This window comes from Tolypothrix sp. FACHB-123 (genome assembly GCF_014697075.1).
In the GTDB taxonomy this organism is placed as follows: Bacteria; Cyanobacteriota; Cyanobacteriia; order Cyanobacteriales; family Nostocaceae; genus Aulosira.
The window spans coordinates 30,444-44,274 of record NZ_JACJRE010000032.1 but is presented as its reverse complement, the minus strand read 5'-3'; the positions used below and the strand labels follow the sequence as shown (position 1 = coordinate 44,274).

Below are 13,831 nucleotides of genomic sequence, written 5' to 3'. Positions count from 1 at the left end.
AAGTAAATTTGCCAAAGCAACACTAGATGAAATAAGTTTTTTTGCGGAGGTTTATGAAAAATAAATAGATATTTAATCAATAATTTATGAGAATAACCCGGACGCAAAAAAACCTCCCGTAAAGGGAGGTAAAACTAATTGAGCGGAGACAATTTTATAATTTACAGGCGAACAACAGCTATCGCGCCGCCGATTGCGGAGAAAATAGCGGAGACAACGGCTGTTGCAAATAACCACCAAGCTGCGGTGGCTGCGGCTTTGCGGGTTTCTTCTGCTTGTCGCTGTGCTTGATGTTTAACTTGTTCTAAACGGCGTTGTGCTTCGTGATGTAAGCGTTCTGCTCTTTGAAGAACAGTATTGCGAGCGCCTTCAATTTGGTCAATAATCCGGTTAGCATCGTCTTCGGAAATATCTTCACGGGAACTGATAATCGCGACTAAGGTATCGCGGTTAAACGAAGATAGGCGATCGCGCAATGCATCAAATCCCGCTTGCGGATCGTCAAATAATTGGCGCACATCACGCTTAATACTATCGTAATTCAGTTCTGGACGCTCCAAGGAATTGAGATAGTTGCGAATGCGGGCAAAAACGCCATCAATGACATCTTGGATGCGGCGTTGAATCCCGCGTACTTGTTCCACAAACTGCTCGCGCACCGAGATGATGTTATCAGCAATTCTCGCTGCTTCTTCATCACTCATATCTTCGCGAATTTTCAGCAGGGCGATAATTGTCGAACGATCGAAATGAGCCAAGCGATCGCTAAAACTTTCCATCCCCACACGCGGATCGTGCAGCAACAGTTGTAAGTCGCGCTTGATACCTTCCGGGTTGAGTTCTTCTTTACCTGTTTGCCGCAAATATTCTTCTAAATAGGCTTGGAAGGTTTCTACTCGTTGCTGAGTCCTGGTAGCCAATCGACGGGGTGCGCGAACAATATTGCGAATCGAATGTTGTACAGAATCAATGATTTCATTGACTTGTTGTTCGCTTAAATCTTGACGTTGACTCAGTAATTTTACTAAAGTATCTCGGTCTACTTGCGATAAGCGACGCCGCAGGGCTAAAGCGCCTTCCTTGGGGTTTTCAAACAATCGATTTAAATCGCGCTGAATTCCTTCAGGATTGAGTTCAGCTTGGCCAGTATTGCGCAAGTAATCAGCGATGGTAGTGCTAACCGAGTCATATTGCTCCTTCGCTTTATCAACCACAGCTTGGGGCGCGTGGCGGATACTGTGCCATGAATGTTCTACAGTATCAATAATGCGACTCGCTTGGTCTTGGCTGATATCTTGGCGCTGACTCAACAGTTGTACCAAGGTATCGCGGTCGAAACGAGCTAATCTGGCTCTGAGAGCGATCGCTCCCCCTTGGGGATCTTCTAATAAGCGTTTGAGATCGGCACGAATTGCATCGGGATTGAGTTCGCCTTTGCCGGTATTACGCAGATATGACTCTAAATTTAGCCAGAGAGTTTCAGCTTGATATTTCGCTTGATCCGCCAGATTTTTCGATTCAATTAAAGCGCGATCGCGTTGTTTTTCTAAATCATCAAGAATCGCGTCAATTTCGTAGGGTTGAATATCGTTGCGTTGAAACAGTATTTGCTGCATTTGGTGGCGATCAATCGCCGCTAACCGCCGAGATAGGGTTTCATAATCTGCATCTGGATCTGACAACAGAGGTTTAAAATCCCTTTCAATACCTTCAGAGGTTAAATCAGCTTTACTGGTAACGAGTAGGTAGCTAGAAACGCGACGTTGCAAGTCTTCTACTATTTCTCGTTCTTCAACCGCTGTCACTGTTACCAACACTTCTTGGCGCACGGCTTCTAAGCGATCCGCAATCCGCTGAATTTGTCCTTGAGTCAGCAATCCCCGTTGTTGGAGGATGTTGACAAAATCATTGCGGGAAAGGCGTTCTAATTCCCGCCGCACTACTCCCGGATCAGCGGCTGCATCGTAGATGACATCCCGGAATTCTTGACCAATTCTTTCTGGACTGAGTTGCCAAGCATAGGTGTTATGTAGATAGTTTTCCACATCAGCCCGAATGGGGCTATAGGGTTGAGAAGCTGCTGGTAAACCCAACTTATCTGCTTGTTCGCTGATTTTGTCTTTAGCGGTGGATAGAGATTGCCAAATTTTTTCCACATCTAAATCTGACAAATCTGTTCTCCCCAAAACCACACCAGTCAAAGCCGAAATTCCTTGCTGGATTGTACTCTGGATTGGGCCTGGGGCTGCTTTTTGGTCAGCTTCTTTAGAACCACGAGTTTCTGCAATTAATCTCTCCAACTTGGCGTTGAGTTCATCGGTTTTAGTTTGTCCTGGTGGGAGAGATTTAAGATAGTCAACTAACTCCCCTAAACGGTCTTGGGCTGGTGCTTGCTGACTGACTACTTGTTGCCAGAGTTTATATAATGTATCAGAGATACGCTTGACATCGCGTTTAGAAAGGTCGGTGCGACTGCTGACTAGATCGATAAACTTTTGGCGATCAATGTTGCGCAGATCGGGGCTACCGGCGATGGCTTGGAATTGGGGATCTTTGAGTAAGTTTTCAAAGTCACTGCGGATTTTAGACAGATCCAACTCAGGGGGTCGCAACCTGTCGAGGTAATCTTCAACATTTTCCCGAATGCTAGTTGGATCGATCCCGTTTCCTAATTCGCGGCGCACCGCAGCAGCAGCGGCTTCAGCGGTAGCTACAACTTGATTGCTGACAGTTTTAGCACCTAATGCAGCCGTCGCCGTTCCCATAATTGCTTGAAAGCCAGCGGTGGCGCTGTTGACTACTGAGCCAATCAAGGAACCGACTGTAGTCGAACTTACCCACATCAGGAGTAAGAAGTAAGCACCCCAAATCACTAACCCTAAAGTTGCACCCAGTCCTGGATCTAATACCAGAAGACTGAGCTTCACTGCCAAAAAACAAGCAATTAATAAAGCAACTGTGACAGTCACTAATGTCCAGATGCCTACAGCTGTACCAATTTTGCGAATTGTCCCGCCCAAACTTCCCGCTTCTTCATGATTTGAATCAGAGTCAGATGAATGCCCCAGGTAAGAAATACCCGCAGCCACCGAGAGGTTTGTTAATACTATTTGGAAAGCAAAAGCGAGAATTACACCAGAGATTAAAGCCACAAAAAAGCGCGGCCCAGAAGTGAGAACCGATGCTTGTGCTGGTGTGACACCTGAGGAGTCTACTGGAACCTGTGCCACCCACAATAGTGGTTTGTAGAGTTCCAGCATAATTTCTGTACTTTGAAACATTGTATTTCCTTTCTCTAAGCTTAAATTTGAGGAAATTAAGAATTACATGAGCAGAAATTTTCTATTTATTGGGTAAACAATCACGTCTGTAGCTTACAGAATCGTGGAATTTGGGCATTGTCAGCATCTCTCCACAGTTTGAAGAGCATATCTAACGCAAGATAGAAATTTTGATGAGACTACTTGCAAAGGTCTGAATTTGTGCTTTCTTGTCTATGCCTTGGTGGGAGTTTTTTACATTAATACTCAACTACACCAAAATATTTAGATAACAAGTGTATTAAATAGTTATTAAAACTTACTAGTTTATGATCTTAAAGAGAGATAAATATCTGTATATTGTTGTGATTTTTGACTAAAAATTCCAGGCAAATAAATATGCGATCGCTACTTTCTCTCAGTGGGCGATCGCATCTTAATTTTTCATCAAAAGTTGCCGATTACTTTACTTTGGCACGGAACCTGACAAAACCGTAGGAATTAGATGGCGTCCCCGATCCCGTTGCTTGGGGTAGGCTAGGAAAATCTGGGCTACGTGTAATATTAACTAGGACAGCGCCATTAGTATTATTACCGCAGAATGATGGGGTTGAGGGATCGTTAGGTGGATAATAAATTCCGCGATCGCTACTATCTGCTATATTACTGAGATAAACAGTAGGCGTTGTCGAACCAATTGCTAAAGCAATACCTCTATCTGCTCCAGCTAAACCCCCATCAGTGGGACTTTGACCATTAAAAGCAGTGGAAATAAAAGTAGTATTAGCAGGAACTAAGTCGCAAAATTTAACGTTAGTAGCATCGCTTAAACCCTTAGAGAGAAAGTAAACCGTATATTCCAACTCATCCCCAGGCTGAACAGTACCAGCATGAATCAATCCCCGTAAGTAATTAGCCGGCCATTGGGAAGCATCATCATCCTTAGCATAGGGTTCTGGTACATAGTTAGTATCAGTAGTCGCAACATCACTGCGTCCGTTAACATTATTCGTTAAATCTTGATTATTGATGCGAGTAATGCGTTTGACTAACAACAGCTTGGGAGGAAAACCATTATTATTCTTGCCCACGCTGGTAATATTACTACCTGTAGAATCAGTATCAATAGTTAATAAGTAGTTGGGACAACGGGTGTTAGCATTATTGCTAGTAGTTGCTTCCCAACAAGCACTAACATTAGTATCCTGGCCGTTAGGAGTGAGGCTGATAGATTGACCGATATTAGTTCCCGTTAGAGAAGATTGATAAGTGTTGTCCCAAAGATTAAGAACAGTTGCCGGCGGTAGGTTAATCTCATTAGCACTACCATAGGCAATATAGTCAATCACCTGATTTTGATTATCGTACAACCACAGATCGTCACCAGAGTTATTGAGTTTAGGAGTTTGTCCCAACCAAGCTTGAAAAGCTGCTGCTGTTGCTTGATGATTAGCGTTGTTATCTCCAATCCAAATCACAGCATATTGCCCTGGTTGTAAAATTGTGTTGTTAGGAAATGTATAATTAAAACCGTTAATACCATCATTATCATCTGCCGTTAGATGCCCATCGACTAACTTAAACCCACTTAAATTAACAGCAGATGAAGAAGCATTATAAAGTTCAATAAACTCATTATTAGTATTAGTTGTCGTACCTGTTTCGCTATACAAAACTTCATTAATAATAACTTTGCCAACATTAGGTGAAACTAGATCGACAATGTTAAGTGGAGTTGGTTGGGTCTGACCAGGATAATAAGTCCATAAATCTAGCCCTTTGGTATCTCCAAAAGAGCCGTTACATGATGTCCCCGCATTACCTGCATTACCAGATTGACCAAATTTCCGGTCATTACTGGCGGTGTCAAAGCCATTAATGGGATCGCTAAAAGCTGGATTTGGGGGATTAATACCACAGAGTACTTGACCGACTGTACCAACAGTAGAACCACCAATGGTTTTATAACCCCGGTCATCATAAAATCCTCTGGTGTTACCGAGAGGATTAGTAGCATTCAACATTGTAATTGTCGGCCCGCCAGTAAAATTGTTCTCCGCATCCAACAAGGGAAAATGATATTCTCCGCCATAGGTTCTAACTTGGACTTTGTAATTACTCCCAACTGGAAAAAAATTGCCACTGTTATCTTTACCATCCCAATTAATCGTTTGCTGTCCGGTTGCAGTCATAGTTCCTCGCAACAGACGGTTTTGTGAGCTGTTAGGATCGAAATTGCTCCCATCTCGGCTGAGAACGACTTGGAAATTACCTGTGACATTGCTATCAAAGTTAAAATTACCGCCGGTACCGAAAAAACTGTTATTCCCGGAAACTGTGCCGTTAAATTGTAAATTACTCACAACAGGAATAATCGGGTTGAGCGGAATTCCAACTCCTTCTAAAGTGCCATCAGCTTTGTAACGATTGAGGGATGGCAGTACACTGGCATCAACAGAGTTTAAAAAAGTTGGGTATTGGGGACGCGCCAGACTTACACCACCTTGAGGATTTGTCAACTGACTATCCGCCCCTAAGATATCGCGGTAGAGAGGTGATTTACCGTCACTATCAAAAAAGCCAGTTTGATTACCATAGATCACAAATCCATTCGGATCTGTACCTCTGAGTTCTACTTTATATCGGAAGCCATCTGTGGTTACTGGATAGATTGGGAAGTTGAGATATAGACCGTTATTACCAGTGAATAAGGCATAATAGTGGCTGAATAACCGTCCGTTTAAGTCAGTTGTTGAAGTTTGATTGCTACTGCGTACCGTTACATCCCAAGCTGCAATACTACTTCCTTGTTGACTGTTAAAGTTATTACTACTATTCAAATTAAGTTCGCCAGTGGGAGCACCATCAGCAGTGGAGTTACCTCCAACCGGCCCGTAGAAAACGATGTCATAAACTCCAGTGGATGGAGCCTGGTAATAGCAAGGAATATAACCGTTAGGATTACCGCCGCCAGAAATAGCACGGGGGCCATTTAACTCCTGTTGACGAGTTGAGATAAAACCGCGTCCAGATTGGGAAGTACAAACAAAATCTGCTGTGTTGGGTATAGTTTCGCTGCCAATACTTCCACTAACACGACCAGGATTGTAAACACGGATATTACCATTATCCACCCCAACGGCACTGGAACCCAAAAGAATATACTCATCTTTATTGGCATAGACTTTTAGTAATGTTCGCCGCAGGACAAGATTGCCATAAGTATTAGTACGCCATTCTAGGTTAGCTCTGTAACTATTAGCAGGGGCGTTACTGGGATAGATTGTGCGACTACCTTCAGCTTGCGCTACTTGTGTTCCACAATTCAAAATGCATAGTGATAATGCAATGCTACTTAGTAGTTTTCTATAGCGGCTGAGGGATTTGTGATTCACCACTACAAGACTTTTTATTCGTAGACTCATTGATAATTCACTAGCTCCTGATTTGAATTTCATGGGTGCGAATTAATGCAGGATAGGCTGGCTCAGAGGTTCCATATTGGGGATGAATCGCGATCGCACTTACTCGTTCTCCGTCTTTTAGGTTTCCCAATTTTATAGAGAATCTACCATCTTTATCGGTATTTACTGTAGCGATCGCTCCGTTTAATGTGCCTATATTGCTATTGACTTCACTTACTTTATAAATTTCCACTACCGAATCAGGAGCAGCTAAACCATCCAGCGTTACCAACTCATCTTGTAAAATAAAAAACTCCCGACTCAGAAATTTGGGCGCATCAATGCCAAAGTTACCCGCCTGACGATGACGCTGATAGCTGTCATGGACTGGATTTACACCATCACCTTGTTGGTAGTCAATAACACCAACATTTTGCTGACTTACTAAGTCAATACTCAGTCCCTGTAGCTTGGCAAATTGGTTATTTTGAATCCGGTTACCTTGGCTGTGGGGATAAGCGGCGATTGTTACCCCTGTCCCTGGCTGATCGGTGATTTTGTTATTCACCACTTCATGTCCTTTCCCCATCAGGTAAATTGCGGCTCGCTGCAACTGTTGACCGTTATTAGTGATGGTGTTATCACGAATTTTTACTGAACCTTGTGGTTTAAATAAGTACAAACCACTGCCAGCATTAAATTGAATTAAGTTAGCGGTAATTTCAGTGTTATTAACTATACCTTCTAGACGAATGGCATCAGGCATTCCTGCCAAGCCATTGTCAGTAATAATATTGTTCTTGACTTGTAAATTTTCTCCCCGGACTGAGGTAATAATGCCGCTACCATCATGATGAGCAATACGATTATTTTGGATAGTTGTCCCGACACTGTTAAAGACAGATACGCCAAAAGCCGAGGTTTTAGTAGGGATACTTGCATCTGGTGGTATACCCAGCCAGTTATTTTCAATTACCACATCTTTCGGCGGTGTAGAGGAAAGAGTTCGACGCCCTGTTCCCACGAAAACGTCCGAAAGTGGTGCAATAAAAATATCTGCGGGGGGGAGACTTGCAGTAGCGCCATGACTAGCATTAAATCCATATATACTCAAACCGCGAATAGTTACCCCATCAGCGACGACAGTAAAACCACGGAGGACATCTGCGTTAATAATAGGTGTAATTGCGACAACGGGTGACTTCGCATCATCATATCCTGGTTGTGTAGTGCCATCTATTAGCAAGCTTGGGCTAGCTAGAGGTGGTAACAATTCCTGGATCGCGATCGCTCTTTCTTGAGATGGTAAATTAAACTCAATGCGGGAGGATAAATTATTATCAAGGCTTTGCACCTGAATTTTTTCGCGATCGCTCAACTGCTCAATTGATAAGGTACCATTAACCAGTGCGATCGCTTCTCGCAAAGTCACTACATCATCAGCTTGAATCGCCCCATCTTGGTTGCTATTTACCACTACTCTGATAGAAGGTAGGGGAGACTGACTTACAGCGATTTCTGCCAATGTCAATACTAAAATAGCCGTAGTCAGAATTTCATTCCCGAATACAGACCGATAAAAATTGATTAATTTAGAAAAAACCTTCATATATTTAACTTTTCATCTAAAATCTGAAAAATAGATAACTTTACAGCATTTTTGTCTTGATATTTCCTAATTTTGAATTTTTTTCCACTCGTTGCACTACAGATTCTTGTTGCTGGGGTGGCGCAATTTTTTGCTGTCCAAAACCATCAAATAATTCGTTGAGTTTGAGTGTTAAACCCAAATAAGCACCACCTGCGGAACGTGTACCGGAGAAATCGCGGTCATCGACTTTGCCAAATACATAACCAGCAGCCAAGCGCAAATTAGGACTAAGATAATAACCCGCTTCAATTACAAAGCCTGTTTCGGTGTAAGTAGATTGATTAATTACCCGCGCCTCACCTACCAAATCCATGCTGTATCCCAGGCGATAGGTAGCGCGAAATTGTGCCAGATTGACCGTATTCGTACCAACTAAATCGTTAGCTAGGTAAGAGGTACTGTGACGCAGAGCATATTTGCCGTAGAATTCCCATTGCCAGTTAGGTGCATAAATAGCTTCTAGTGCAAAGGTATGATCCTCTGAACCCGTACCGCTACCTAAAAGGATAGTGTCAGGCGTAGTTGCGGGATTTTGACGATATTCATAACGCAAGAGGGCGTTAAATTTATCGTCGTTGAGGTCGCGATAAGCTAAACCCACCTTCAGGTTGACTGTATCTCCTAATCCTGTCAGCCGTTGATTAGCAGAATTTGCTTGTTGATAACGTGCCAAAGCTGTCAGAGACGGAGAAATTTTCCCCGTAGCTGCGGCTGAGATGACGGTATTAGAACCACCAGAGGAACTACGATGTTCGTAGCGGGCGCTGGCTTGAAAATCAGGGTTATCAGTGTATTCTAGGCCAACACTGTAACTATCGCCACCATTAAACCCAATGGAAGAAGCGCTTTGACCGGGGGCAAAAGGTTGGGCAAATTGCTGACCTGCGCCAGTGCGTTGGAAGAAACTACCAAATACATGTTCGTAAGCCAAATTTAACCGCAAACCAGGAGCAATAGTCCAGCGATTATTTAAACCAATTGCGCCTTGGGTTGTGATTTCATTAGCACCACCCAAAATTGAGTAACGACCGGTGATAGTGGTATCTGTACCGAGTTTGTGTTCTCCGTTGACACTAAGGCTAGTAATAGAGTTACCAGAAAGTTGACCGCCACTGTAAAATTGTTGTGCGAGGCTAACATTAATCCCAGGAAGGACAGCCCAATTCAAACCAAAAATTGTCCGGTCTGGATAGACAGCATCTTTAGAAGCAGATAAAGTTAGTTCATTTTGCGCTTGGAAAGTCAGGTTTTTGGCTATGGGAATAGTCAGACGCGATCGCAGTTGGTCAGAATTACTACGTAGGTTATTTGTAGCCATTCTATCTTCCCGATTGCGATGAATCCATTCCACATCAGCAGTAACAGTACCGATTTTTTGTTGAATTCCGGCGGAAATTGTTGTTAAGGAGTTATCAACCTTACTTCCGGGAACTGCTTGCGCACGGGGTGAAAATAATTCTTCAAAGGTATCTAAAGGTTGGGGTGCAATGCCAAAATTATCTTCATGGTCATATTGCAATCGCACATTTGTCGTTGAAGAAACTTTACCTGTAACTTGCGCGCCATAGCGAGTTTGACCGGGAACAAAGCTAATTGTGGCATTATTAGCAAAGCCAGTATCGGCAAACCGATAATAAGCACGACCTTGGATACCCGGTAAAATCTGTCCTTCGGCTTCTACACGATAAGCTGCACCATTAACTTTACCCATGACATCAGAGTCATTACTGGAATGGGCATATTCAGCGATTACCTTACCCTGAGAACCTAGAGTAATAATGGCATCTGCACCGTAGAGTTCAAAACTACGCACTCCTTGATTTTCTTTAATATAGGTTGCGCCGATCCAACTTTCACTATTAAAGTTGCGAGAAAAGTTATATTGCAGACGCGCCGCATAAATATTGCTGTTGGAGTCCTTGCTATCATATTGATAGGTAACAACAATTCGCCGTACTAAAACCTGACCGTATTCATCAACATCTGTACGCAGAATTGGTTGACGGAATAATAAAGTTCCGCGATCGTAGTCGATTTCATAGTCTGGGCCTCGGTTTAACTGCTGGCGTCGCAAAACAGTACCCGGACGATTCAATTCTTCTAATTCTAAAAAGACATTTTCGCTTCCTGGTAGCAAGATGCGGCGAGATAGGAAATAATAACCGCTAGTACCGTCAGGGGCAATGGTATCCCGTTGAAAACCCTCTAAATTGTTACCGTAGAATCCAGTAAATTGGAAATTCCCTAAGTTGTAATTGGCTTTAAAACCGTGGAGTTGACGAGTAATTGCTGTAAATTGCTGTGAAGAACGGGCAAATTCCTCAGTATTGTAGTCACCCCACATAGCATAATCGGGGCTAGCACCAGGAATCTTTGTAGAACGCTCTAAACGTACAAATACGCTATCAATAGAGGGTGTAAGCACCTCTACTTTGGAACTATCGCCATATACAGGATAGTTTTGTTCGCTGAATTGGTTACTGCGAAATAGGCGATTATCACAGTTGCAGTCTTCGTTCAGAGTGCGAGAACTATTGTATGCACCAGTAAACAACCATTCACCGATCGCACCTGTAGCAAATACTGCTGAATGAAAGTCTAACTGAGTACTATTGTCTTTGTTTGGGGGGAGAAAATCACGGAAACTACCGTAATAATTCGTACCTCTAGCCCCGAAACGCAAATCTACTACCCCAGTCAAAATACTCGGACGCAAAGCGGTTTCAAATTGTAAGCTGGTAAAAGCTTCTAACTGATTAACATTAGCTTTAATAGTTACTGTCTGCGCATTTAAACTAGATTTCAGCTTGGCTGTAAATTCTCCTTGCTTCACCTCTACCTGAAATCCTGGTTGATCGGGTTTAAAATCTGCACCGATAAACTCCCCAGCATTAGCGGCTAAAGTAACAACAGTATCCCATTTAGAAGGGTTGTTATTCGCATCTAACAACTTTCCTTTGATTGTGGCTGTAGAACGCCCATCTGCGGGAATCCGCGCCTCTACAGTTTCTAACTTTATCTGTGTGGGTGTTCCCCGCACCATCACGCGCCTACTTACAGCCAGTGCAGTTGAACCGACAATTTGAGCAGTAATGGTATTTTCCCCTTCCTTTAAAGAAACCCCATACCATGTCTGCGTAACTAATTTAGTTGCGGAATCAGTAGCTGTACGTCCAATTTGTGAAGGATCGACTAACTGTCCATTGACTCGTAATTCTATCTTGGCTCCTTCAGAAAATTCGAGAATTACTGTAGTAGCTGCCACATCAAGTATTTCATCAGGTGTGGGAGTGAGGATTTTAACGCTGGTAGTTATATCTGGTGTAGATGTTTGTGTCCCATTGGCGATTTTTTCTAAGCCTCTAGGTAACTTAATATCAGATGTTGCTTGGAAGGGTTGGATACCAGCCGTAACAGATAAATTTTCGCTATCAGCTGCTACTTGCTGTAAACCTCTAGATAATTGAATCTCAGCTGCTGGTTGAAATGGTTGTATTGTACCAGTGGGTAATTGTTGATCGGATGCTACTTGCTGTAAACCTCTAGATAATTGAATCTCATCTGCTGGTTGAAACGGTTGTATACCAACGGCTTCTGTTGCGGATGGTGAACAGAGGGAAGAGGTTTTTTGCTCTGTAATTTCTGATGTCACCTTGGTGTTGCAACGGTTTAAGTCCTCGGACAAACTCGCAAAGGTGGCTGGTAGTTGTTTATTTTCCACCTTGGTGCTGTCTTCAACCTCTAACTTGTTTGTTACTAAAGAGGATATTTCTCCGTCACTAAAGTTCTGTTGTTCTTGAATAATCGGAGTATTTTCTGCTTTTGCGATCGCCGGATATAGAATTACACTTACAGTCCCAGCTACAGCCGCGATTAATTGCAAATTGACAAGATGAGTATGGTGCAGTCTGGTTTTCATTTCTTCACCTCTGAGTTAAAGGTGGGAGTGACTGCAAAGTTCATGCGTACCATACCACCAGGTTCTAAACGCACTAACCGAGATTGGCTATTGCGTTCGCGGAAGCGGACATTAGGTGCAAGGGTATAGCCAGGAAGACTACTCAAATCGAGAACGCCTGTGTGGTTTCCTGGTAAAACGTTGGCGAGGGAAAACAAACCATTGGGATCTGTGGTGATGCGGTTCCCATCTTCCAAGAAAATCACTGCATTCGGTACGCCTGGTTCGCCTGGTTGTTGTTCGCCATCAAAATTTTTGTCTACGAAAACCCGACCGATAATCGTACCGCAATCAGAGACAATTCCCGGCCGAATTTTTAAAGAGTGAGTAGCTGGCCCATCTTTGACAGGGAAATCGTTGTCTATGCGTTGGGCGTTAACAATTGCTGAATTGCGCCCTGAACCGCGCACCGCATCAGGTGTCAATTGGGTAGCGTAGGCTATATTGATAATGCTACCAGGTGCGATCGCTTCTGTAGTCCGCAGAATAATTTCCGATCCACTAGTTTCGGCGGTAAAGGTGATTGCTTGACCATTAGCCTCACCCCGCACCGATTGCGGCAGAAATTTGAAGCCTAGAGGTAAAGTATCATTAACTACTATATTATCTAATGTACTGTCAGCAACATTTTTGAGAGATAGGCGATAAATTACCGTATCTCCAGGTTCAGCAGCAGCGCGATCGGCTGTTTTAATAATTTGCAACTGTTGTGTTTGACACATACCTAAATCCAGTTGCATCGGTAATAAATCTAGTCCAATGCGTTCAGCATCGGAGATTAAAACCGTATCACTGAGCTGGGTTGTACCTTGAACGCTGATTGGTAAACCATCGAGAGAAGTAGCTGTATATTGAACCAGCCTGTTACTACCTTCACCTGTGTTACTAACAATTGTTAATTTAATGCGTCTTTGGGTATAAATAGAGTTGGCAGGTGGATTGACTACCAAAATATAAGTTTTACCTTGATCGGCTTGTCCCTTGTCTTGATCGAATAAGAAGTTGTAATATCCCTCAGTCGCATCTGTCAGCGAAAAGGGGTTAACATTGTCGGCATTTGGGTTAATGCCTTTGGAAATATTATTATTAGGAATATCCGGTATTTCTGTTCTGGTTAACGATACTAATTGTCCTAGTTCCGTACCTAGTGGATCGCTAGCTAATGGTTCATACAAAGCTACAGAAAATCCTTGATAATTAGGTAACTTTTGCCCACCACAACCAAGGATTCTTCCTAATGGGTCAATTAATGGTTTAGAATCAGCCTGATTTAAACCAGAAGTCCCTTGAAATGTATATTGACTACTTGGATCTGTATAAGTATATGTAGCTTGGTTATTGATTGCTGTAGAGGCAATCCCATTATTAATTTGAGCAAAAACAGGTATTGGACTCTGTAAAAAACTTCCTAATAAAATGGTTGTCGCAAACCGCTTAAACCAGCCACCATCAGAAATCTGATGTTGCAAACTTTGACGGCGCACTGAATTTTTCTCCTGTTCAAGTTAACTAAATAATTTGTAATTAGTCATTGGGTATGGGGCATTTGTCCCCTCTA

The 13,831-nt window shown here is 42.9% G+C and carries 5 protein-coding genes; all 5 read right to left on the bottom strand.

Annotated elements, in window-relative coordinates; all coding sequences use genetic code 11:
* Positions 1 to 161 precede the first annotated feature (161 nt).
* Positions 162 to 3,281, bottom strand: coding sequence for an MFS transporter (locus H6G41_RS20480; protein WP_190748053.1), 3,120 nt, complete (start codon positions 3,279 to 3,281; stop codon positions 162 to 164).
* A 440-nt stretch (positions 3,282 to 3,721) separates the two neighbouring features.
* Entirely contained in the window at positions 3,722 to 6,685 is a 2,964-nt protein-coding gene (locus H6G41_RS35230) for a lamin tail domain-containing protein (protein ID WP_242037987.1), read from the bottom strand.
* 10 nt (positions 6,686 to 6,695) lie between these two features.
* The gene (locus H6G41_RS20470; RefSeq protein WP_190748051.1) at positions 6,696 to 8,273 is read right to left on the bottom strand and encodes a right-handed parallel beta-helix repeat-containing protein; all 1,578 of its coding nucleotides are present in this window, start codon (positions 8,271 to 8,273) and stop codon (positions 6,696 to 6,698) included.
* A gap of 40 nt (positions 8,274 to 8,313) precedes the next feature.
* Positions 8,314 to 12,234 (bottom strand): Ig-like domain-containing protein, encoded by a 3,921-nt coding sequence (locus tag H6G41_RS20465; RefSeq protein WP_190748049.1) that lies wholly within the window; start codon positions 12,232 to 12,234, stop codon positions 8,314 to 8,316.
* Positions 12,231 to 13,757, bottom strand: a complete 1,527-nt coding sequence (locus tag H6G41_RS20460) for a DUF11 domain-containing protein (protein ID WP_190748047.1) — start codon at positions 13,755 to 13,757, stop codon at positions 12,231 to 12,233. Before H6G41_RS20460 ends, H6G41_RS20465 begins: the two co-directional genes overlap by 4 nt.
* Between the last annotated feature and the right edge of the window lie 74 nt (positions 13,758 to 13,831).